Genomic DNA, 23,354 nt, shown 5'->3' on the forward strand with positions numbered 1-23,354 from the left:
TACAATTTACAGGCAGGGCATCTGCGCGGTATCGTCCTGTTCCAAGCACGAGTCCACGGACGATCTCCCATGTACAAAATCCACGGTTCCCACTGGGGAGCGTTCGAAGCCCGGGCCGAAGACAACCGCATCGTTGATGTCCGGCCCCTTGCCGGCGATCCCGACCCGTCGCCGATCCTGGGCGGTATGGCCGAAGGCGTACACCACGACTGCCGCGTCAAGGCGCCGGCCATCCGCGAAGGCTGGCTGAAGCATCGTGACCGGGCGCGGGGCGGCGGCCGCTTTGTCGAGGTGCCTTGGAACGAAGCGCTCGATATCGTCGCCGAAGAACTGCGGCGGGTGAAGGACGCCCACGGCAACGACGCGATCTTCGCCGGGTCCTACGGCTGGTCCAGCGCCGGGCGCTTCCATCACGCCAAAACCCAAATGCAGCGCTTCATGAACTGCTTCGGCGGCTATACGGCGCAGAAGCACAGCTATTCCCTGGCTGCCGGGTTGGCCATCCTGCCGCATATCGTGGGCGACCTGGCCCCGCTTCGCGGGCTGACGTCCTGGGCGTCGATCGCCGAGGCAACGGACACCCTGGTCGCCTTCGGCGGTATTCCTATCCGCAACACCCAGGTGGAGCCGGGCGGCACCGCATCCCATACAACCGTGCCCTGGCTGAAGAAACTCGCCGCGCGCGGCACGCATGTCGTCAGCATCACGCCCCTGCGGAACGACACGCCCGACTTCTTGAATCCCCAATGGATCGCCCCCCGGCCCAATACGGACGTGGCCCTGATGCTGGGCCTTGCCCATACCCTGATCGCGGAAGATCTCCACAATCCCCATTTCCTCGCGACCTATGCCGTCGGTGCCGACCAATTCCTGGCATATGTGATGGGCGATGGCGATGGTCAGGTGAAATCGGCCGATTGGGCATCGGAAATTTGCGACGTGCCGGCGGATACGATCCGCACGCTCGCCCGCCGCATGGCGGCCGGGCGCACCATGATCGCCACCAGCTATTCCCTGCAACGCGGCGACCATGGCGAACAGACCTTCTGGATGACCATGGCCCTGGCCTGCCTGCTGGGCCAGATCGGCCTGCCCGGCGGCGGCTTCGGCTTCGGTTACGGCAGCATGCACGGCCAGGGCAATCCCGTGCCCAAGATGCCGTCGCTGACCCATTCCGCCGGCACCAACCCGACGGGCAGCTTCATCCCCGTTGCGCGGGTCACGGACCTTTTGCTCAACCCCGGTGGGGAATACGATTTCGACGGCGAACGGCGGACCTATCCCGATACCAAACTGATCTACTGGTGTGGCGGCAATCCGTTCCACCATCATCAGGACCTGAACCGCCTGCTCGACGGCTGGCGGCGGCCGGATACGGTGATCGTCAATGAGCCCTGGTGGACGCCCACGGCCAAGCTGGCCGACATCGTGCTGCCTGCCACGACGACGCTGGAACGCAACGACATCGGCCATTCGTCCCGCGACCGCTTTCTGGTCGCCATGAAGCAGATCGTCCCGCCGCAGTTCGGCGCGCGCAACGACTTCGACATCTTCCGGGGCCTGGCCCAGCGCCTGAGCATTGAAGCGGCCTTTACCGAGGGCCGCGACGAGGACGCCTGGCTGCGCCACCTATACGACCAGGCCCGCGAGGGGGCCGGCCCGCTGGCCAACCGCATGCCCGATTTCGATGCGTTCTGGGAAGAGGGCATGCTGGAGCTGGAAGCACCCGAGAAGCCGCATGTGGTCTACGAGGCGTTTCGCGCCGACCCCGCCGCCAATCCCCTGCCGACGCCGTCGGGCAAGTTCGAAATCTTTTCCGAGGAAATTGCCGGCTTTGGCTATGACGACTGCCCGGGCCATCCCGTGTGGCGGGAACCGGCGGAATGGCTGGGCGGGACATCGGCAAAGACTTGGCCGCTGCACCTGATTTCCAACCAGCCCAGGCACAAGCTGCACTCCCAGCTTGATTTCGTCGGGCCGAGCCGCGCCGCCAAGCAGGACGGGCGGGAGCCCGTGTTCCTGTCGCCCGGCGACGCCCAGGCGCGGGGTATTCAGGATGGCGATTTGGTGCGGCTCTATAACGGCCGGGGGGAAACCCTGGCCGTGGCCGTGATCAGCGACGACGTGCGGGACGGCGTGGCGCAGCTGCCGACCGGGGCTTGGTTCGACCCGGTCGACTGGGCGGCGGCGGGTGCCCTGGAACGCCACGGCAACCCCAACGTCCTGACCCTGGACAAGGGCACGTCCAAGCTGGGCCAGGGGCCGATTTCGCATACCACGCTGGTCGAGGTCGAGAAATTCGAGGGCCTGGCGGAAGCGCCGGAGCCCTTCCGGTTGCCGGAAGTGCTGGTCCTGCCCGCCGCCGAATAGACGGAACTTAGAGCAGCTTCAGAACGCCCTTCAAATCCTTACCCTGGAAGGTCGGCCCCAGGGCCGGGTCCATGGGCAGGTCGCCCGTGCGGTTGGACCAGTAGCAGGTCATGCCGTAGGCGATGGCCCCGACCACGTCGCCCGCCCCGCCCGCGACATGCAGGATGTCCCGTGAACCGATGCCGAGCACGCGGGTCGGCAGTTCGTAGACCGAGGGATGGGGCTTGTAGAAACCCGCCGTTTCCGACGACAGCACATGGTCGAAGGCACCGGGGCCGAACACGCCGGCGACGCTGTCCAACTGATCCTGGTCGCCGTTGGACAGGATCGCCGTGGCGTAGCCCTTTTTCTTGATCGCCTGCATCACCGCCGGGGCCTCGGGCCAGGGCGACAGGGTGCCCCAGCCGGCGACCAGTTTCCGCTTCGTCGCTGCATCCACCTTCTTGCCGGACTTGCCGAGCGCATAGTCGAGACCGATGGACGTGCAGTCCTTGAACGGCATGCGGCCCTTGCCGAGGGAGTTGCTGGCTGCCGCGCGGCTCATCTGGACCTGGCGCCAGGTGCGGGAAAAGGCGGCCGCCTTGTCCTTCCGCATGCCCAGGGTCTGCTGCACGATGGCGGTCAGGCTCGATTGGATGTCGAGCAAGGCCGAAAAGACGTCGAAGGTGACGAGTTTGTAGGGCTGGGTCATGGCGGTCTCCTTAGTGTTCTTGCGGGGGCGTTGCGGGCAAAAAGATACCCTCTCCTCGGGCCGAGGAGAGGGTTTGAATGTTCACATATTCGCTATTGGGCTCGGTTGCTCTTAGACCGGGCGCGTGCCGCGGACGGTGGTCCGGTGCATGGAGCGTTCCTGGCTGAGGTCGTAATCCGTGGCCCGATGCATGGTGCAGCGGTTGTCCCACATCACGACGTCGCCTTGCTGCCATTTGTGGCGGTAGACGAACTGGTCCTGGGTCGAATGCTCGAACAGGTGTTCCAGAAGGTCGCGGCTTTCGTTGTCGCCCATGCCCTCAACGCGTGAGGTGAAGCCTTCGTTGACGAAGATGGCCTTCTTGCCCGTTTCCGGATGGGTGCGGGCGATCGGGTGGATGACATCCACCCACTGGGACAGTTCTTCCTCGGTCTTCACCGGACGCACGCCGGCGTTCATCATGGCTTCGTACCGGGTGCGGTAGGTATGAATGGCCTTGAGGCCCTCGATCTTCGCCTTGGTGGCGTCGTCGAGGGCATCATAGGCGGCCGTCATGTCAGCGTAGAGGGTGTCACCACCCTCCGGCGGGGTGATCAGGCCATGCAGGATGGAGCCCATGGGCGGGACGTCTTCGTAGGTGATGTCCGAATGCCAATAGGCGCCGCCGTTGTTGATGGGCTGCGCCCCGCCCCGGCCCCGGTTCGATAGAACCAGGATCTCGGGGAACTCGGGATGCAGGATTTCCTTCACCGTGTGGCGCTGCAGGTCCCCGAAACGGCGGGAATACTCCAGGTGCCGTTCCATGGTCAGGTTCTCCTGACCCCGGACCACGAGGACCGGATAGGCCATCCACGCCTTGTGCAGGTCGGCGATGGTTTGGTCGTCCAGGTCCATGTTGAGGTCGAGGCCCACAACTTCCGCCGCCAATGGATTGTCGAGCGGCTTCACGGGGATTTGGATGGTGATGGTCACGGGATGGTCTCCGAGGCTTGTTAGCGCTGCATACCCCAGCGGTTGATGGTCTTCAGCTCGATGTTGCGGAAGATCAGGTTTTCCACGGTGATCCCGATAAGGATGACCATGAACAAGCCGGCGAACACACCTTCGGTCTCGATGTTCTGCGAGGATTCGAAGATGTACCAGCCCAGCCCGCCGCCGCCCGACGAAGCACCGAACACAAGCTCGGCACCGATCAGGGTGCGCCAGGCAAAAGCCCAACCGACCTTCATCCCGGTCATGATCGCCGGCAAGGCGGCCGGAACCAGAATCTTGACCACGAAGGGCACGCCCTTGAGGCCATAGTTCTCGCCGATCATGCGCAGGGTCGAGGACACGTTCTTGAACCCAGAATGGGTATTCAGTGCCACGGCCCAAAGCACGGCGTGAACCAACACGAAGACCAGGCTGCCCGTACCGAGCCCGAACCACAGCATGGCCAAGGGCAGCATGGCGATGGAGGGCAGCGGGTTGAACATGGCGGTGGCCATGGAGATGAAATCACCACCGAGCCGGCTTGATGTGCCCCATAGGACCAGGATCGCGGCAATGGCCATGCCGGTGGCATAGCCGATCACCAGAACCTTGACCGAGAACCACACTTTGGCCAACAGCTCACCATCAACAAGATCGCTGACAAGCCGGTCCAGAGCGGACAGAAAGGTCGGGAACATCAGGGGCTCGACGTCCAGGAGGACCGTATAGGCCTGCCAGATCGCAACAAGGCTCAGCAGAATGAAGGCCTTGCGGACGCCGTTGATGTTCCAGACCTTTTCAAACACCGACAGTTTGACGGCAACGTCGCCCGTATGGGCAAGGGCGATGTTCTCGTTGATGAACTCGGGCCGGATGATGGGTTCGGGAAGCGTTTTTTGCGTGCTCATGATGACTGCATCCCCCAGCGCCGAACGGTGCGTGATTCGATTGTGGAGAAGATCAGGCTCTCGACCAGGACACCGACCAGGATGACGGTGAACAGACCCGCGAAGACGTAAGGAATTCGCAGATCCATCTGGTTTGCGAACACGAACCAGCCGAGTCCGCCGGACTGGGTGCCGGAGGTATCGGCAATCGCCCCGCCGAACACCAGTTCAGCCGCGATCAGCGTGCGCCAAGCATAGGCCCAGCCGACCTTCAGGCCCATCAGGATGGACGGGAAGGCTGCCGGGATCAGCAGTTTGGTCACATAGCTTACGCCCTTGAGGCCGTAGTTACGGCCGACCATGCGCTGGGTTTCGGAAACCCCCATGAAGCCCGTATGGGCGTTCAGCGCGACCGGCCAGATGACCGAATGCAACAGCGTGAACACCACGGAACTGGACCCCAGCCCAAACCACAGCAACGCCAGCGGCAACAGCGCGATGGCGGGCAGCGGGTTGAGCATGGCCGTCAGCGTCGACAGCACGTCGCTGCCGAACCGGGTCATGATGGCGGCCGTCGTCAGCAGCGTCGCGATGACCAGCCCGATGGCGTAACCGGTGAGCAGCACCGTCATCGAGTTTTTGATCATGAGCAGCAACTGATCGTTGAGCACGGCATCATAAAGTGCGACGGCCGTGTCCGAGAACTTGGGCAGGATGTATTCGGATACGCCCGAAAGCTGCGTGTAGAGTTCCCAAGCCAGCATGAGTGCGATGAGGATGGTCAGCTTGCGCACACCATCCATGTCGACGAGCTTTTCCCAAAGCGACAGCTTGCGGGCGACGTCGCCGTGGGAAGCTGCGGACAGGTCGCCGGCGTCGAATTCTGGCCGCACGACCGTTTGCGGAAGGGTACTCATCAACTTTCGGCCTCTGCCGCCGCCGCCAGTTCGTCTTCGAGAATACGGTCGGCGAACAGCATGTTGTGGATTTTGGTCTTCAGTTCCCCGAATTCGGGGTCACCGGTGCTGGCATGGGTCAGGTGGTGGGCGTTCAGTTCCGCCTTAACCTGGCCCGGATGCGGCGACAGCACCAGAATGCGGGAGCCGACGATCAGCGCTTCCTCGATGGAGTGGGTGACGAAAAGCACCGTGAAGTGGGTGTCCTCCCACAGCTGAAGCAACTCTTCCTGCATCTGCAGACGCGTCAGTGCGTCAAGCGCGGCGAAGGGTTCGTCCATCAACAGAATGTCCGGTTCCATGGCCATGCCACGGGCAATGGACACGCGCTGCTTCATGCCGCCGGACAGCATGTGCGGATAGGTGTCCTCGAACCGGTCGAGCTTCACCTTCTTGATGTACTCCATGGCGATGTCATTCGCCTCGGATTGGGTCTTGCAACGGCCGCCGTTCATAAGCGCGAAGGTGATGTTTTCCTTCACCGTCTTCCAGGGCAGAAGCTGATCGAATTCCTGGAACACCATGACCCGGTCAGGGCCCGGTTCCTTGATGTCGACCCCCTTCAGCCGCATGTTGCCTTCGACCGGCTTGAGATAGCCGGCGACCCCTTTCAGCAGGGTCGACTTGCCGCAGCCCGAAGGGCCGAGCAGGACAAAACGGTCAGCGGGATAAACCTTGAAGCCGACCCGGTAGGTCGCCGTGATCAAGTGTTCCTTGGTTTTATACTGAAGGGTGACGCCGTCGACATCCAAGAGGGGGTCAACGGCGGCCGCGGCGGGGGAGTTCCCCGCCGCGGTGTGGGCGCCTTGAGTCATGTTCTAGCTACCGCTCAGATCGTGGTTGTTTTCCCAGAAGTATTCTTTCCAGTCGGCAGGCATGTTCTTGATCGAGCCGATGGAATGCATGAACTTGGCAAATTCCATGGTCCGGCTGGGCGAGATGGAATAGTGCATTTCGCTCTTGTCTTTGATCATCGCCTTGACGTCTTCCAGCGGCAGCTTGGATTTGGTGAACCGATGGAACAGCGCAGCGGCGCGGTCAGTGTCTTCGTTGATCCACTTGGCGGCGGCGCGGTAAGAGTCGCTGACGCATTTAAACAGTTTGGGGTTGTCGTTCTTCCACTTCTCGGTGTTGTAAAGCAGAACCGTGGAATGCTCACCGCCCAAAACGTCATAAGAGGTCATGACCGTGCGGACCTTGCCGCTTTTCACTTCCTGATAGGACGTCGGCAGGGTGGCGAAATGGCTTTTCACAGCCTGTCCACCGGCCAAAAGGGCGGCGGCGGCGGACGGATGCTTCATGGACACGGTGATGTCATCCAGTTTGAATGCCTCTTCCGGGCCCCACTTCTTGGCTGCGGCCATCTGCAGGACCACCGCCTGGATCGACACCTTCACCGACGGCGTGGCGATCTTGTGATCGGTCAGGCCGACATAGTCTTCAAGCTTGTTGATCTTGGGATCGTTGGTGTTCAGCTTCAGCGGCATGGCCGACAAGGTCGCGATGGCCTTGACGTTGATGCGGCCTTTGGTCTTGTCCCACAGTTTGAGCAGCGGGCCGATGCCGCCGGCGGCGAAGTCGACGTTGTTGGACAGCAGCGCCTGGTTGACGGCGGCACCGCCCGAGAAGCGGTTCATGGTGACTTTGACGTCGCCCAGGCCGGCATCCTTGGCACAGGTTTCGATCATCTTGTGATCAAATACGACGTGCTGGGGCAGATACAGCAGGCCGAACTGCTGTGCGAAACGGATGGTGTCCGTTTCGGCCTTGGCCGAAGTGGCGCTGCCGGCCGTAAAGGCCAGTGCGACAGCGCCGCAGACGGCCGCGGTCGCGGCCTTGCGTGTAAAGCTTCTGTTAGTCATGGTATTCGTCCTCCCTAATGACGATGCGTGGTCTGTCATGAAACGGGTTTCGATGCCGCGTTATGCCCGCCGAACCTCGTTGTCCGGTCGGTAGGGACGTTCACTACCGTGCCTGATCGCGCATCCCAACCACCTGGGATTTGCGACGCAGAAGGGCGGAGTGTCTTGTTGTCTATTCGTCCCTAGCATCACAGGTATGAAGACTATCGGGAAAAAACCGATATTCCTATATAGTTTTTCGAAATTTCCCCCGATATAGTGCCTTCTCGAATTACGATATAGTTTTCATGGGTAGGTTGGCAATCACTTGCCGTGGCTCGTTTCACCAAACGACGCTAATTAAGACAAAACAATGGGACATAGGTCCAGGAGAGGACAAAATGCTCGACCAGCAGGATGACGGCGGACAGGGTGCGCTCAATTCAAGTTCAACCATCGAGGCGCCGATCGCGCCCGATGAACTCGGCCACGCGGTGCTGACGCCGTCCGGTGCATTTGAGGCCGGATCTTGGCAAACCTTCACGCTGGTTTATACCTGCGGCAAGTACGGGATGGATGACAGCGCCTCCATGCGCGTCTGTTTCCGTTTTGCCTCGGACCAGAGCCGCCCGCAGTTCGACGACCCCAAGTGGCGCAACTACACCACGGTCGTGGCTTCCAACAACGCCGTGCTGGAAACCCGCTACGATCCCAAGGGCAACGTGCGCCCGTGGGACCGGGCACTTTATATTAAGGTGGTTAAGGGCTTCATGAAGGAAGGTGACACCATCACCATTACCTTCGGCGAAACCTCGGGCGGGTCGCAGGGCATGCGCCTGCAAACCTTCTGCGAGGACAGCCTTGAATTCCGCGTCCTGGTCGATCCCATCGCCACCGCCAACTATCAGGCGCTGCCGGTTCAGCCGGTCATCCGCATTGTTCCGGGCAAGCCCGTGACCTTTGCCGCCGTGGTGCCGACCGCGCGTTGCCCCGGCGAGACCTTTGACCTGAAGATCAAGGGCGAGGACATCTGGGGCAATCCGTCGGATCTGTGCGATGTGACCTATAAGGTCAAAAGTTCCCGCCCGGTCAACGGCCTGCCTGACAGCGTGACTTTGGCGCCCGGCGCCTTCGCCACCATCGTCGAGGGATTGAGCGTCGATGCCCCGGGCCCGGTCGATATCTGGTTCGAGGATGCCTCTGGCACGGAAGTGTTCCGCGCCAACCCGCTGTGCATTCAAAAGGACCTGGAACTCAAACCCTATTGGGTCGATCTCCACGGCCAGTCCGAGGAAACCATCGGCACCGGTTCGGCGCGGGCTTTCTTCGAATTCGCCCGTGACCGCGCCTTCGTCGATGCCGCCGGCCACCAAGGCAACGATTTTCAGATCACTAAGGGTTTTTGGTCCCATCTGGACAAGCTGTGCGAGGAATTCGACGAACCCGGCAAGTTCCTGACGCCGCTTGGATATGAATGGTCGGGCAACACGGCCTTGGGCGGTGACCGCAATATGTTCTATCCGTCGAAGGACCGGGTCATTCGCCGCTCGTCCCATGCCCTGATCGAGGACAAGTCGGACCTGTCCACGGATTGCAACACGGCGGGCGAACTCTTTGAAGCCCTGGCCCGTGACGAGGAATGGGACGTCGTATCCTATGCTCATTGCGGCGGGCGCTATGCCGACGTGAAAATGGCCCATGACGGCCGGTTCGAAAAATCCATGGAGATCCATTCCTCCTGGGGGACGTTCGAATGGCTGGTCGAGGATGCCCTCGACATGGGCTATCGCACGGGCATTGTCGCCAATTCGGACGGTCACAAGGGCCGGCCGGGAGCCAGTTATCCCGGCGCGTCGCTGTTCGGCGCCGTCGGTGGCCTGACCTGCATGCTGATGCCTGACCTTTCGCGGGATTCCCTGTTCGATTGCATCCGCAAACGTCATCATTACGCCACCACCGGCGGCCACGGCGGGCGCATGGTGATCGACGTGAAGGCGCGGTTCGATGCGCCGGCGACGCTCTATCATGACGATCCGGCGCTTGATTATCCGACGCCGCCCAAGGGTCATGAAACCAGCGAGGCCATGATGGGCGACATCGTCCACCTGCCGGACGGTGGTGTGCGGCTGGATGTCGATATCCAGGGCGCCAGCCCGATTGAGCGGGTCGATATCTTCAACGGCCGAGAATTGATCGAAACCGTCCGGCCATACGGCCAGGAAGACTTGGGTGGTCGCATCCGCGTCCATTGGGAAGGGGCCGAATACCGCGGCCGCTTCCGCCAGGTTATCTGGGACGGCACGGCCCACGTCCAGGATAACGAGATCGTCCGCGCCCAGGCCTTCAACTTCTTCAACCCGGAAAAGGTGCTGGAGCAAACATCGGATACGGCGCTCAAATGGATGTCCTTGACCACGGGCAACTTCGCCGGTTTCGATGTTTGGCTGAAGGACGCCTGGGGCGGCACGCTCCAGATCGAGACGCCGCTGGTGCAATGCGGCGTGCCGCTGGAGGAAATCGGCCTGGAGGACGAGATGTTCGACAAGTCGGGCATCCTGCCCCGGTTCCTCAAGATCTTCCGCCTGCCGGAAGAGAACCCGCATCGCAAGATGTCGTTCTCGCGCAAGATCGACCTCAAGGACGATCGGGACAACGCCCTCTTTATCCGCCTGACGCAGGAAGACGGCACGCGGGCCTGGACATCGCCGATCTACGTCTGTCGCAAGCTGTAAATTCGGCGCAAGGTCTTGTAGCCTAGAGCCGCGGGCGGGAAGCCGTCCGCGGCGAGGCGTGTCTGCGTCCCGTCGATCCATCCAAGACCATCAATCAGAAATTTGAGGACCAATCTTGAAACCTTATAAATGGGATAGGGAAACGGACGTCATTGTCCTGGGCTTCGGCGGCGCCGGCGTGGCGGCGGCAGTGACGGCGCATGATCTGGGGGCGGAGGTCCTGATCCTGGAAAAGGCGCCGGAAGGACTTCACGGCGGCAACACGCGCATCGCGGCTCAGGGTTATCTGAATACGTCGGATGCGGACAAGGCCGCGACTTATCTGGAAGCCCTTTGCGGGCCTTATCCAGTGCCGGATGCAATGATCCGCACCTGGGCGCAGGAAATGTGCCTGAACAACGATTGGGTTCGTGACCTGGGCGGCGATCCCCAGGAACACCAGCATCAGCCGGAAGGCATCGAATACCCGGAGCTGCCGGGCGCCACCTGCGTCCACAAGTTCCACGATGGCCCGACCTACGGCTATTCCTTCACCTGGAAGCGGTTCGAAAGCTTCGTTGCGGAACGGGACATTCCGGTCCTTTACGAAACGCCGGGCCGGGAATTGATCCAGGACGGCGATACCCGGGAAATTCTGGGCGTGCGCGCGGAGAAAGACGGCAAGTCCGTGCTCATCAAGGCGCGGCGCGGCGTGGTTCTGACCTGCGGCGGGTTCGAGAACAATCAGGAAATGATCCGCAACTACTTGCCGGGCGTGTCCCATTGCTATCCGTCGGGGACCCCCTACAACGAAGGTGACGGCATCTCCATGGCACTCTCGGTCGGTGCCGACCTGTGGCATATGAACAACTTCGCGGGTCCGTCCATGGCCCTCAAGGTGCCGGAGTATCCCGCCACCTTCTCAATCCAGGCCCTGCATTTCGCCAAGGAATATCCCGGCGGCATGATCATCGTCGGTCCGGACGGTCGGCGGTTCTACGACGAGAAATTCAAGCATCGCCACGGCAAGGTGCCGATCAACGGCGTGTGGTCGCCGATGCATGTGCCGACACCCATGTTCATGGTGTTCGATCAGGACATGATGTCGGCCGCACCCCTCTACAACAAGAACCCCAACCGAGGCTGGACGCCGATCATCTCCCGCTATGACTGGAGCGACGATAACTCCGCCGAACTGGCAAAGGGCTGGATCAAGAAGGGCGAGACCATTGAGGAGCTTGCCCGGGTAATCGGTTTGGACACGGAGGCACTCGCCGCCACGGTGGCACGCTGGAACACACAGGTGGCGGCCGGGGAGGATGCGGATTTCGGGCGCAATCTGATGTTGTCACCGCTGGCCAAGGGACCCTTTTACGCAATGGAGTTGTCGCCTTCGATGATCAACACCCAGGGCGGCCCCCGGCGCAACGAGGAAGCCAAGATCCTGCGCCCGGACGGCACGCCCATTCCCCGGCTCTATAGCGCGGGCGAGTTGGGGTCGATCTACAGCTATCGATATCAGGGCACGGGTAATATCGGCGAATGCCTGGCCTTCGGGCGGATCGCCGGACGCAACGTCGCCGCCGAAACACCCCTGTCGTGACGGGCGTCAGGCGTCGGCCGGTTCGCTGACCGGCGCCACGTCCACGGCGACGGCGACCTTGTGTTCGCCACCGCCCAGCACCATGCCGTTGATCGGGCTGACGTCGCCGTAATCGCGGCCCCAGGCGACGGTGATGTGTTCGTCCTCCGGCATCAGGTTGTTGGTCGGGTCCAGGTCGACCCAGCCGTGTTCCGGCACCCAGACGGCCAGCCAGGCGTGCGACGCGTCGGCGCCGATCTTGCGTTCCTGGCCTTCCGGCGGATGGGTGCGCAGGTACCCTGAGACATACCGCGCCGGCAGGCCCATGGCCCGCAGGCAGGCGATCTGCAGATGGGCGAAGTCCTGGCACACGCCGCGCTTGTCGGCGAGCACCCGGTCGATCGGGGTCGAAATGTCGGTCACGCCACCTTCGTATTTGAAGCCCGTGAAGATGCGCGCCATCAGGTCCAGCGCCCCTTCCAGCACCGGGCGCCCCGGCGGAAAGGACCCCTGGGCAAAGGCTTCGGCCTGGGCCGACACGGTGAACGGGCTTTCGAACACATATTGGCTGGCGTCCAGGCAGACCGGATCCGATTGCTTGGTCAGGTATCCAGCGACGTCTTCCCAAGGCGGGGTATTGGCCGGGGCGGGGGCGGGCAGGGCATGGATTTCGACCTGGCAGGTCGACGTGATCGAAAGCTTGCGATGGGGCTCCTCGATCGTCAGATAGGTCGTCGGATTGCCGAAGAAATCCATATCGTTCTTGGACAGGGTCGGTGCCGGTTCGATGATCAGGGCGTGATGGTGAGTGACCTGATGGGGGCAGGGGCGCGGTGCCAGATGAAGCAGGTGCTGGGACAGCGCCACATCGAAAGCGTAGGTGATCGTCGTCTGATGGCTGATGTCGTAGATCACGGCCTGACACTCATGGCAGCATCCCCCCGGCGGAGGTGCTGCGGGTTGGCAGAACATGGCTGAAGTATTTGCGGGCAATCGCGTTTGACATTTCCAGAGTCTGATTGGCGATCTGGTCCAGGAACTGGGCCAGGTCGTTGCGCTGACCGCGTTTGTTACGCTGATTGCAGAGTTCCATCACGTCGGCCAAGCGAATCTGGCTGTACATGGACTGAACCAGATATTCCTCGCGCGGCAAGGTGGCGCTTTCCTCGTCATGGGGGAAATGCCGGATGTGTTCGCCCAGGGTCGCGACCTGGAAGGCGAGGGACCGGGGATTGGTATCGTCGGCCAACAGCAGGTCAACCACCGCCGGCAACTGCACGGTCGAAAGATAGCGTGTGCGGTAAGTCATGGAACTGTCGCCCAATTCGAGCAGCAGGTCCAGGCGGCCCTCCTCGGCCGGGTTGCCGTCGACCACCAGTTCGCGGATCAGCTTCGCCGTATGGGTCGTGCGGTCGACCCGCCGTCCTGTGTCCAGCAGCCGCCAGCCGAGCGAGCGCGTCATGTTTTCCATCTGCATGCCGCTGAAGGCCGAAAGCTCTTCCAGAATATGGTTGAGCAGTTCCAACGCCGCCGACACGTCGAGACGGATCATCGCGGCCTGACCCACGGCGCGCTGATGCAGGCCGTTCAGCACGCGCCAGGAATCCGTGGACAGCCGCTCGCGCACCAGCGACGCGGTGCGCTGCAGATTGCCCAGCAGATTCAACAGGCCGTTGGCCCGCCCCCGGTCGAACAGGATCATCGCCATCTCGCGCTCGACCGCGCGGATGCCGCCGGCCGCGGCTTTCTGCGCCGTGCGCCGATTCAGATAATCCAAATCGACCAAAATATTGGTCAGGCGCGTCAGGGTTTGTGGATCATCACCGGCGCCGGCTTCACCGGCGAAGCGCAGGATCAGGGCCCGCATCAGGCGGACCGAGCTTTCCGTGCGTTCCGCATAACGGCCGAGCCAGAACAGGTTGTCGGCCACCCGCGACGGCAGGTCCGAGCCCGAACGCCGGAGCGTCACCGCCTGGTCGGGCGCGGTCAATCGCGTGAAGGTCGAGACCGGGCCGTCGGACAGCACCCAGGTATCCTTCGACGCGTCGCCTTGCTGCATGGTCACGGCCTGGGCGGCGACACTGTCGGCTGTCCGCGTCAGGCCGCCGGGCATGACCCGGTAACTGTCGCCGTCGGCGCAGACGTAGACACGCAGCACGACCGGCCGGGGCTCGATCCCGGCATCGGACCAACCGGGGGTGGTCGAGAGCGTCAGGGTTTCCTGCCCGAAGTATTGATACCCACGGCGACCGAGCAGGTTGATGATCTCCTGCCGCCGCTCGCCCGAGGCCTGACCGGGCAGCAACGCGCCGTTGCGGTTGTTGAGGATCGAGGAATTGGAGAACGTCGGGCGCAACACCAGGTCATCCAGGTGTTGGCTGACGTATTCACGCTCTTGCTCCTGGCCGCACCACCATGTCGCCAGGGACGGGACCTTCAATTCCTCGCCCAGGAGTTCACGGCAGAGGCCCGGATAGAAGCTCATCAAGGCTTCGCATTCGACAACGCCTGACCCCAACGAGTTGGCCACGACCACGTTGCCGGCGCGCACGGCGGCAACCAAGCCGGCAACGCCGAGAAGGGAATCGTTGCGCAACTCCAGCGGGTCGCAGAAATCACTGTCGACGCGGCGCAGGATCAGGTCGACTCGCTTCAGGCCGTTCAGGGTCTTGAGAAAGACATGGTTGTCGCGCACGGTCAGGTCGGCGCCCTCGACCAGGGGAAAGCCCAGGTAACGCGCAAGATAGGCGTGTTCGAAATAGGTTTCGTTGTGCGGCCCCGGCGTCAATAGCACGGCAAGCGGGTCGTCCCGGCCCGACAGGTTGATCAGGTTGTCGCTCAATGCCTGGAAGAACCCGGCCAGGCGATGGACCTGTGCGGAGCGGAAGATGTCCGGCAGGGTGCGTGCCAGAACGATACGGTTTTCAAGGGCGTAGCCGGCGCCCGACGGGGCCTGGGTGCGGTCGCTTAAGACCCACCAGCGTTGATCGGCGGCGCGCGCCAGGTCGAAGGCCATGAAATGAAGATGCACGCCGCCCGGCGGATTGATGCCGCGCATGGGGCGCATGAACGCCGGGTTGCCGTAGACCAGCGACGACGGCAACAAATTGCGTTGCAACAGGGTCTGGTCGCCGTAGATGTCGTGGACGATGGCGTTCAGCAGTTTGGCGCGCTGGATCAGGCCGGCTTCCAAGGCCTTCCATTCCTCGGCTCCGATCAGGAAGGGGATCGGGTCCATGCGCCAGGGCCGGGTCGATTCCCCGGTGTCGTCGTAGATGTTGTAGGTGGTGCCGTTTTCCCGGACCAGGCGCTGCGCCGTGTCCCAGCGATCCTGCAGTTCCTGATCGCTAAACCGCCCCAGGCTTTCCAGGAAATTGCGCCAATGGGGGCGCACGCCCGCCTGGGCGTCCATCATCTCGTCATAGACGCCCGAAAGGGGGGCATAGTCGTCGGCCAGGAAAACGCCTGGCGAGGTGCCGTTCTTTGCCGGATTGCTGCCGCTCACGCGATGCTCCACGCCCGACCGGGCCCATACCCATATAGGAGGGGGGAGGATAGGAGATCGCCGCGCCCACCGCTAGTGCGTTGTTTGATCAAGATGAATCCAGTCTGAAAGGGAGGATTCCCGGTCTAGTGCACCGTTTTCGCGCGGCGCAGGTCGAGGGTCATGGGAAATTCATTATTGTCGCAGCGCTTTGGCGCGTGGGAAGGCCCGGCAGTATGGCCGATTTCCTCGAACCGGGCCAGGCGCCGGCTTTCCGCCTCATAGGCGTTGACCGGGAAATGTTCGAAGTTGCGCCCGCCGGGGTGCGCCACATGATAGGTGCAGCCGGCCACGGCGCGGCCGGTCCAGGTGTCGTAAAGGTCGAACACCAGGGGCGCGTCGACGTCCACGCCCGGATGCAGGGCCGATGCGGGTTTCCAGGCGCGGAACCGGACGCCGGCAAAGAACTCGCCCGCCTTGCCGGTGGATGTCAGGGGAACTTCATAGCCGTTGCAGGCGATGCGGTAACGCCCGCCGGTCATGCCGGTGATCCGCACCTGCAGGCGTTCGACCGATGAATCGACGAAGCGCACGGTGCCGCCGGCGGCCCCTTCCTCGCCCATCACGTGCCAGGGTTCCAGCGCCTGGCGCAGTTCGATCTCCATCTGCTCGTACTGCACGGCGCCGTAGCGCGGGAAACGGAATTCGAAATGGGGCGCGAACCAGGCGGCGTCGAACGCATAACCCTGGGTGTTCATGTCGGCGATGACGTTTTCGAAATCGGCCCAGACGGAATGGGGCAGCATGAAGCGGTCGTGCAACTGCGTGCCCCAACGCACCAGCGGCCCCGAATAGGGCGTGTCCCAGAACCGCGCGATCAGGGCGCGGAGCAAGAGTTGCTGGGTCAGGCTCATGCGCGCATGGGGCGGCATTTCGAAGGCGCGGAATTCAACTAGGCCCAGGCGGCCCGTGGGGCCGTCCGGGGAATACAGCTTGTCGATGCAGATTTCCGTGCGGTGGGTGTTGCCGGACACGTCGATCAAAAGGTTACGCAGGGTGCGGTCGATCAGCCAGGGCGGACATTCCGTGCCCTTTTCCGGAATTTGGGCGAGGGCGATCTCCAACTCGTACAGGCTGTCGTGGCGGGCTTCGTCGATGCGGGGCGCCTGGCTGGTCGGGCCGACGAACATGCCGGAAAACAGGTAACTGAGGCTGGGATGGTGCTGCCAGTAGGTGACCAGGCTTTTGAGCAGGTCGGGGCGGCGCAGGAACGGGCTGTCCTCGGCCGTCGGCCCGCCGGCGACCACGTGATTGCCGCCGCCGGTGCCCGTGTGGCGGCCGTCCAGCATGAATTTTTCCGTGCCCAGGCGGCTCAGGCGCGCTTCCTCGTAAAGCGTTTCCGTGCTCTCGACCATCTCGCGCCAGGTCTCGGCCGGCTTGATGTTGATTTCCAGGACCCCGGGGTCCGGCGTCACCTTGATGACGTTGAGGCGCGGATCGTTGGGCGGGGCATAGCCTTCGATATGCACGGGCATGCCGGTTTCCGCGGTCGCATCCTCGATGGCGGCGATCAGGTCCAGGTAATCCTCCAGCGTTTCCGTCGGCGGCATGAACACGCAAAGCCGGCCGTCGCGGGGTTCGATGGTCATGGCCGCGCGGACCCGGCCCTTGGCGCCGGTCACGGATTGTTCGGAAATGGTCTGGCGGCCGGTGCCCGGATGTTCCGATCCTTGCAGATAAGGCTGGCGCGCGGCGTCAGGTTCTGGCAATTCGCCGCGTTCGTCGAACGGGTCGGCGGGCACGATATAGGGGTAATCCACGGACCGGACATGGGGCAGGGAATCCAGCGGCAGGCGGTAGCCCACGGGAGAATCGCCCGGGATCAGCACCAGACGGTCCGTGCGTGTCGACCAGGGCTCACTGTACCAGCGCCGGTTGCTGGCCCGCGCGTTCCAGCGCTGCACCGGCAGGACATAGCCCGTCGGCTTCGACAGCCCGCGCGAGAACACCTTGCTCAGGCGTTCGCGCTCCAGCGGATCGTCGAGTTTGGAATCCTCCAGGGTCACGTTTTCCGGCAGGCGGCGTTCCTGCTCCATGAAATGCCAGGGGTCCTCATAGGCGGGGATTGCGGCGTCGGGTGAGACGTCCAGGCGTTCGGCGATGCCGCGGGCGAAGGTTTCGGCGGTCTTGATGTCGGGCTTGTGGTCGTCGACCTCCCGGGCGAAGGCGGATTGGTCGCGCCAGATCGGCACGCCGTCGCGGCGCCAGTAGAGGGCGAAGGCCCAGCGCGGCAGCGGCTCTCCCGGATACCATTTGCCCTGGCCGAAATGCAGCAGGCCGTCAGGCGCGTATTTGTCGCGCAGGCGGCGGATCAGGTCGTCGCCCAGGGGCCGCTTGGTCTTGCCCGTGGCGGCGGTGTTCCATTCGTCGGCGTCGACATGGTCGATGGACACGAAGGTCGGCTCCCCGCCGAGCGTCAGGCGGACGTCGCGCTTGATCAACTGCTTGTCGATCTCGTCGCCCAGCGCGTCGATCGCCTGCCACTGTTCTTCCGTGTAGGGTTTGGTCACCCTGGGGCTTTCGGCGATGCGGGTGATCAGCATGTCGAAATCGAAGTCGACCTCGCTCGGCCCCACGGCGCCCGAGATGGGGGCGGCGCTTCGGGGGCGCGGCGTCGCGGCCAACGGGATATGCCCCTCGCCGGTCAACAGGCCCGACGTGGGATCGAAGCCGATCCAGCCCGCACCCGGCAGGTAGACCTCGGTCCAGGCGTGCAGGTCGGTGAAATCGGTTTCCGCCCCCGACGGCCCGTCCAGGGACTTCACATCCGGTTTCAGCTGAATCAGGTAGCCCGACACGAAACGCGCGGCGAAGCCCATGTGGCGCAGGATTTCGACCAGCAGCCAGCCCGTGTCGCGGCACGACCCGCGGCCGCTGGACAGGGTTTCCTCGCAGGTCTGCACGCCCGGCTCCATGCGGATCAGGTACTCGATTTCCGTTTGCAGGCGTTGGTTCAGGGCGACCAGGTATTCGACCGTGCGGCCTTCCTGTTTGGGTAGTTTGTCCAGCCAGGCCCGCAGCAGCGGTCCGGCGGGCTCGGGCTTCAGGTAGGGTTCCAGCTCTTCCTTCAGCGCCGGATCGTAAGCGAAGGGCAGTTCCTCCGCCTCGGGCTCCAAAAAGAAGTCAAAGGGGTTCTGCACCGACATATCGGCGACCAGATCGACCGTGACCTCGAACTTCTCGACCGGGTCGGGATAAACGACGCGGGCTTGATAGTTGCCGTGGGGGTCCTGCTGCCAGTTGATGAAATAGCCCTCGGGCTCGATCTTGAGCGCATAGCTGAGGATCGGCGTGCGGGCATGGGGGGCAGGGCGCAGGCGGATCACCTGCGGACCCATCTCGACCTTGCGGTCGTAGATATAGGAAGTCCGGTGGTGCAGGGCGATATGAATGCTCATGGCCGGGATCGCACCTAGTCATCTGGAGGTTAAAGGTCCGCGCCGCCGCGAACCTGACGGATGTTATACCAACACGCGCCCATGTGCCCGTCAATCGTTCGCAGGCGCACAAAAAAAGCCCACCGGCCCCAAAGGGACCGGCGGGAAGTAGCAACAGGGAAGTTGATCTAGTTGCCTTGGTCTAATTATGACCGGAGTCTAATAGGACCTGGGCAACCCCAGCACATGCTGCGCGAGATAGCTGAGGATCAGGTTCGGCGATATAGGCGCCGTTCGGGCGAGTCGCGCCTCGCGCCATTTGCGTTCGATGTGATATTCGCGGGCAAAGGCAAAGCCGCCGTGCGTGGTGAAGCAGGCTTCGCCGGCATCCCAGGCCGATTGCGCCGACAGCAGTCGCGCCATGTTGGCTTCCGCGCCGCAAGGCAGGCCGGCGTCGAACATGGCCGTCGCCTTGCGCACCATCAGGTCGGCGGCTTCGATGTCCGCATAGGCCTTGGCGATGGGGAACTGGATGCCCTGGTTCTGCCCGATGGGCCGCTTGAACACGATGCGTTCGTTGGCGTAACCGACGGCCTTTTCGATGAAATAACGGCCGTTGCCGATGGCTTCCGACGCGGTCAGGCAGCGTTCGGCGTTCATCCCGTCCAGGATGTAGCGGAACCCCTTGCCTTCTTCGCCGATCAGGGAATCGCCCGGGATCGGGACGTTGTCGAAGAACACCTCGCAGGTGTTGTGGTTGACCATGGCGTCGATGGGACGGATTTCACAGCCGTGCTTCTGCGCTTCCTTGAGGTCGATCAGGAAGGTCGAGATGCCGTCCGTGCGCTTTTCCACCTTGTCGGCGGGGGTCGTGCGGGCCAGCAGCAGCATCAAGTCTGAATGGGCCGCGCGGGATGTCCAGACCTTCTGGCCGTTGATGACGTAACCGTTGCCCTGCTTGTCGGCGCGGGTTTTCAACTGCGTGGTGTCGGATCCGGTGGTCGGCTCCGTCACGCCGAACGCCTGCAGACGCAGTTCGCCGGTCGCGATCTTGGGCAGGAAGTGCTCTTTTTGCTCTTTCGAGCCGTGCCTGAGGATCGTGCCCATGGTGTACATCTGGGCATGGCCCGGCGAGGCCGAGCAGCCCGTCGCGTTGATGGTCTCCAGGATCACGGCACCGCCGCGTACGGGCAGGCCCGCGCCGCCGTATTCCTCGGGGATCAGGGCGGCGAGGTAGCCGGACGCGGTCAGCGCCTCGATGAATTCGGTCGGATAGCTGCCCGACGGCGGCTGGTCTTCCAGCTTGTGCCAGTATTCACCGGGAAAGTCGGCGCAGACCTTGGCGACCTGCTCGCGGATTTCCGGATAGTCGACCTCTAACGAGATGTTCAGTTCGGCGGTCATGTGTTCGTCCTTGAATGCAGGGTCAGGCGGCGTGCGAGGCGGGCGTGAAGCCCTTGGGCGGGCCGGCGTTGATGTAGGTGCCGTGCACGGGCTCGCCCTTCAGCTGGCGTTCCATGATTTCGCGGGCCTGCAACAGGCCGTCAAGATCGACGCCCGTCTTCATGCCTTGCGCTTCCAACATGAACACAAGGTCCTCGGTGACGATGTTGCCGCTGGCACCCGGTGCGTAGGGGCAGCCGCCCAGGCCGCCCAGGCAGGAATCGAATTCCCGCACCCCGGCGTCGAGCGCCGCGAACACGTTGGCCAAGCCGAGGCCCCGGGTGTCGTGGAAGTGGGCACCCACGGGCACGTCCTTGCCGACCGTGCGGTACAGTTCCGTGAACAGGTCGCGGACCTGCTTGGGATTGGCGTAGCCGACCGTGTCGGCGACGTTCAGGCGTTGGGCACCGCGTTCCATCAGGCCTTCGGCGACCTTCATGACGTCCTTGACCGGCACCGGGCCGGAGATCGTGCAGCCGAAGCAGGTTGCCATGCCGCCGGAGATGATCTGGTCCTTGTATTCCGGATGTTCGTTCCGATAGGCGACGATCTCGGCGAAGCCGTCGAGGGATTCCTGCACCGAGCGGCGGATGTTGGCTTGGTTGTGCTCCTCCGAGACCGACATGACGACGCCGATCTGATGGGCGCCGGCGGCCAGGCCGTTCACGGCACCCTTCATGTTGGGCACCAGGGCCGAGACGGTCAGGCCGTCGATCAGGATCGATTGGGCGACGATTTCCGCTGAATCCGCCATCTGCGGCAAAAGCTTCGGGTTGACGAAGGACCCGACCTGCATCTGCGGCACGCCGGCGGCGGCCTCGCTGCGGATCCATTCCATCTTGCCGTCGGTGGTGAAAACCGTCTGGATGCTCTGCAGACCGTCGCGGGGGCCGACTTCGCTGACCAGGACGTCGATATCGCGTTTCATGGTGGTCTCCTTATCTTCGTGCGGTGACTGTGTCAGGAGCCCTTGAACTGGGCCTTGCGTTTTTCGTTGAAGGCGGCGACGCCTTCCATGCGGTCGTCGGTGCCGACCAGGCGGTTGTAGGCCTGAAGTTCGAACTGATAGCCCGACATGCGGTCGACCTGCGTGGCGATCGAGGTCGAGCGTTTGGCGGCACGGATCGACAGCGGCGCGTTGCCGGCAATGCGTTCCGCTGTCGCGATGGTTTCCTCCATCAGCTTTTCCGGTTCGCACACCTTGTTGACCAGACCCCAGTCACAGGCTTGCTGGGCCGTGAACGGCAGGCCGGTCATGACGATTTCCTTGGCCCGACGCTCGCCGACCGCGTTGGGCAGGTTAATCGTGCCCATGGCCCCCGGCATGATGCCCAAGGTGACCTCGGTCAGGGCGAATTTGGCGTGGCTGGCGGCATAGACGAAATCGCAGGTCAGCGCCGTTTCGCAGCCGCCGCCGTAGGCGGCTCCGTTGACCGCGCCGATCACGGGCACCGGGCAACTGCGCATGGCCATCACCCCCTGTTCGAAGATGCGGTGCTGGACCTGCCATTCGTGGTTGGTCATGCCGTTGCGTTCTTTCAGGTCGCCGCCGGCGCAGAACGCCTTGTCGCCGCGCCCGGTGTAGATCACGACGCGCACGTCCTCGGTGTCGCGGTACAGGCCCTCGAAGATTTCGATCTGTTCCAGGCCCATCTTGGTGTTCTTGGCGTTGCGAACCTCGGGACGGTCCATCATGACGATTAGGATGTGCCCGTTCTCGCCGACGCGCTCCAGGCTATAAGTTTCGTAATCCATCCGCATCACTGGTTCTTCCTTTTTATGGCGTCGTTGTGTTGGCCGACGGTGGGCGCCGATTTCCGGATCGGCGGGCGTGTGCCGTCGAAACTGAGGGGTAGGCCGACCAGACGCGGGCCGCCGCCCATGGCCGTCTGCAGAATGCCGAGGGCTTCGGTCTGCGGGTCGGCCATCATTTCCAGGGTCTGCTGCACCGGGGCGGAGGGGATGCCGGCGTCGTCCAGGGCCTGCTGCCAGTCGGCGCGGGTTCGGGTGATGACCACGGGCTCGATCAGGGCGTTCAGTTCGGCCAGATTGGCGTAGCGGTTCTGATTGGTGTCGAAGCGCGGATCTTCCGGCCATTCGGGATGGCCCAGGACCTTGGACAGGCGTTCGAACAGGCGGTCGTTGGGGGCCGCGATGATCAGATAGCCGTCGGAACATTCATAGGCCTGATAGGGCGCCATGCCGCGGGCTCCGGAGCCTTCGCGGGCCGGGTTCTTGGGGTCGACGGCGGCCGAGGCGACGGCGTTATTCATCCAGCCGACGGCGGTTTCGTACAGGGACGCGTCGACCGTGCAGCCAGTACCCGTGTCGTCACGGCGTTTCAAGGCGCCCAGGATGCCGATGGCGCACCACATGCCGGTGCCCATGTCGATGATCGAGGTGCCGACGCGGATCGGCGGGCGGCCTTCCTCGCCGGTGATGGTCATCAGGCCGCCGTAGGCCTGCATCAGGGGGTCATAGCCGGGCTTGTCCTTCAAGGGGCCTTCGTTGCCGAACGCACCCAGGTTGCAATAGATCAAGTTGGGATTGCCGGCGCGCAGGGTCTCGGCGTCCAGGCCGTGCTTCTTGACCGTGCCCGGGCGCATATTCTGGATCACCACATCGGCTTCGGTGATGCAGTAATTGCGCAGCCAGTCGCGTTCCTCGGCGCTGCTCATATCCACGGTGATGGACTGCTTTTCCCGGTTCAGGGCGTGGAAGTAGGACCCGATGCCGTCGGGGAACATCTTCCCCCATTGGCGGGCATCGTCCCCGGGGCCGGGGCGTTCGATCTTCACGACTTCGGCGCCCATGGACCCGAGAATCCAGGCGGCGTAGGGGGCGGCCACGCTGGACCCCAGTTCAACGACACGAATGCCGGCCAAGCACTGCCAAGCCCCGACGTTGGGTTCGTTCACGATGTTCTCCCGGAATGCTTATCGGCGGCGGAGGGCTGCCGGTGCATCCTGTTTACATATTG

The 23,354-nt window shown here is 63.1% G+C and carries 16 protein-coding genes; 3 read left to right on the forward strand and 13 right to left on the reverse strand.

Features of this window, described 5'->3' with window-relative positions:
• Positions 1–69: 69 nt before the first annotated feature.
• The gene (locus KFF05_04955) at positions 70–2,370 is read left to right on the forward strand and encodes a molybdopterin-dependent oxidoreductase (GenBank protein ID UTW52715.1); all 2,301 of its coding nucleotides are present in this window, start codon (positions 70–72) and stop codon (positions 2,368–2,370) included.
• Positions 2,371–2,377: 7 nt separating this feature from the next.
• Here KFF05_04955 and KFF05_04960 read toward each other — a convergent pair whose 3' ends face one another.
• From KFF05_04960 to KFF05_04985, 6 genes are all read right to left on the reverse strand, one after another.
• Positions 2,378–3,061 (reverse strand): haloacid dehalogenase type II, encoded by a 684-nt coding sequence (locus tag KFF05_04960; protein UTW52716.1) that lies wholly within the window; start codon positions 3,059–3,061, stop codon positions 2,378–2,380.
• A 111-nt stretch (positions 3,062–3,172) separates the two neighbouring features.
• Positions 3,173–4,033: a TauD/TfdA family dioxygenase gene (locus KFF05_04965; GenBank protein ID UTW52717.1), complete on the reverse strand. Its 861-nt coding sequence runs from the start codon at positions 4,031–4,033 to the stop codon at positions 3,173–3,175.
• A gap of 20 nt (positions 4,034–4,053) precedes the next feature.
• Entirely contained in the window at positions 4,054–4,941 is an 888-nt protein-coding gene (locus KFF05_04970; protein ID UTW52718.1) for an ABC transporter permease, read from the reverse strand.
• A complete protein-coding gene (locus KFF05_04975) occupies positions 4,938–5,837 on the reverse strand; it encodes an ABC transporter permease subunit (GenBank protein ID UTW52719.1) in 900 nt (299 codons plus the stop codon). The genes KFF05_04970 and KFF05_04975 overlap by 4 nt, the downstream gene beginning before the upstream one ends.
• Positions 5,837–6,691 (reverse strand): ABC transporter ATP-binding protein, encoded by an 855-nt coding sequence (locus tag KFF05_04980; protein UTW52720.1) that lies wholly within the window; start codon positions 6,689–6,691, stop codon positions 5,837–5,839. The genes KFF05_04975 and KFF05_04980 overlap by 1 nt, the downstream gene beginning before the upstream one ends.
• Positions 6,692–6,694: 3 nt before the next feature.
• Positions 6,695–7,738, reverse strand: coding sequence for an ABC transporter substrate-binding protein (locus KFF05_04985; GenBank protein UTW52721.1), 1,044 nt, complete (start codon positions 7,736–7,738; stop codon positions 6,695–6,697).
• 434 nt (positions 7,739–8,172) lie between these two features.
• On the opposite strand from KFF05_04985, the gene KFF05_04990 reads away from it, so the two are divergent.
• A complete protein-coding gene (locus KFF05_04990) occupies positions 8,173–10,449 on the forward strand; it encodes a DUF3604 domain-containing protein (protein ID UTW53590.1) in 2,277 nt (758 codons plus the stop codon).
• A 115-nt stretch (positions 10,450–10,564) separates the two neighbouring features.
• Positions 10,565–12,031: an FAD-binding protein gene (locus KFF05_04995; protein UTW52722.1), complete on the forward strand. Its 1,467-nt coding sequence runs from the start codon at positions 10,565–10,567 to the stop codon at positions 12,029–12,031.
• Positions 12,032–12,037: 6 nt separating this feature from the next.
• On the opposite strand, the gene KFF05_05000 is transcribed toward KFF05_04995, so the two are convergent.
• The 7 genes from KFF05_05000 to KFF05_05030 all read right to left on the reverse strand — a co-directional run bounded on the left by KFF05_05000 (position 12,038) and on the right by KFF05_05030 (position 23,259).
• Positions 12,038–12,982 carry a transglutaminase family protein gene (locus KFF05_05000; protein UTW52723.1) on the reverse strand — a complete coding sequence of 315 codons (945 nt, stop codon included), beginning with the start codon at positions 12,980–12,982 and terminating at the stop codon, positions 12,038–12,040.
• Positions 12,936–15,515, reverse strand: a complete 2,580-nt coding sequence (locus KFF05_05005; GenBank protein ID UTW52724.1) for a circularly permuted type 2 ATP-grasp protein — start codon at positions 15,513–15,515, stop codon at positions 12,936–12,938. Before KFF05_05005 ends, KFF05_05000 begins: the two co-directional genes overlap by 47 nt.
• Positions 15,516–15,640: 125 nt before the next feature.
• Positions 15,641–18,952, reverse strand: coding sequence for a transglutaminase family protein (locus tag KFF05_05010; protein ID UTW52725.1), 3,312 nt, complete (start codon positions 18,950–18,952; stop codon positions 15,641–15,643).
• 198 nt (positions 18,953–19,150) lie between these two features.
• Positions 19,151–20,335, reverse strand: coding sequence for an acyl-CoA/acyl-ACP dehydrogenase (locus KFF05_05015; protein UTW52726.1), 1,185 nt, complete (start codon positions 20,333–20,335; stop codon positions 19,151–19,153).
• A 22-nt stretch (positions 20,336–20,357) separates the two neighbouring features.
• Positions 20,358–21,302, reverse strand: coding sequence for a hydroxymethylglutaryl-CoA lyase (locus tag KFF05_05020; protein ID UTW52727.1), 945 nt, complete (start codon positions 21,300–21,302; stop codon positions 20,358–20,360).
• A gap of 32 nt (positions 21,303–21,334) precedes the next feature.
• Positions 21,335–22,135, reverse strand: coding sequence for an enoyl-CoA hydratase/isomerase family protein (locus KFF05_05025; GenBank protein UTW52728.1), 801 nt, complete (start codon positions 22,133–22,135; stop codon positions 21,335–21,337).
• Complete coding sequence (locus KFF05_05030; GenBank protein ID UTW53591.1) at positions 22,135–23,259, reverse strand: CoA transferase; 1,125 nt, start codon at positions 23,257–23,259, stop codon at positions 22,135–22,137. Before KFF05_05030 ends, KFF05_05025 begins: the two co-directional genes overlap by 1 nt.
• Positions 23,260–23,354: the final 95 nt, after the last annotated feature.

The organism is bacterium SCSIO 12827, from assembly GCA_024397995.1.
In the GTDB taxonomy this organism is placed as follows: Bacteria; Pseudomonadota; Alphaproteobacteria; order Rhodospirillales; family Casp-alpha2; genus UBA1479.

Coding starts and splice junctions, on each gene's coding strand:
- KFF05_04955 (UTW52715.1), top strand. CDS start 70: ATGTACAAAATCCACGGTTCCCACTGGGGAGCGTTCGAAGCCCGGGCC.
- KFF05_04960 (UTW52716.1), bottom strand. CDS start 3,061: ATGACCCAGCCCTACAAACTCGTCACCTTCGACGTCTTTTCGGCCTTG.
- KFF05_04970 (UTW52718.1), bottom strand. CDS start 4,941: ATGAGCACGCAAAAAACGCTTCCCGAACCCATCATCCGGCCCGAGTTC.
- KFF05_04975 (UTW52719.1), bottom strand. CDS start 5,837: ATGAGTACCCTTCCGCAAACGGTCGTGCGGCCAGAATTCGACGCCGGC.
- KFF05_04980 (UTW52720.1), bottom strand. CDS start 6,691: ATGACTCAAGGCGCCCACACCGCGGCGGGGAACTCCCCCGCCGCGGCC.
- KFF05_04985 (UTW52721.1), bottom strand. CDS start 7,738: ATGACTAACAGAAGCTTTACACGCAAGGCCGCGACCGCGGCCGTCTGC.
- KFF05_05000 (UTW52723.1), bottom strand. CDS start 12,982: ATGTTCTGCCAACCCGCAGCACCTCCGCCGGGGGGATGCTGCCATGAG.
- KFF05_05010 (UTW52725.1), bottom strand. CDS start 18,952: ATGAGCATTCATATCGCCCTGCACCACCGGACTTCCTATATCTACGAC.
- KFF05_05015 (UTW52726.1), bottom strand. CDS start 20,335: ATGACCGCCGAACTGAACATCTCGTTAGAGGTCGACTATCCGGAAATC.
- KFF05_05020 (UTW52727.1), bottom strand. CDS start 21,302: ATGAAACGCGATATCGACGTCCTGGTCAGCGAAGTCGGCCCCCGCGAC.
- KFF05_05025 (UTW52728.1), bottom strand. CDS start 22,135: ATGCGGATGGATTACGAAACTTATAGCCTGGAGCGCGTCGGCGAGAAC.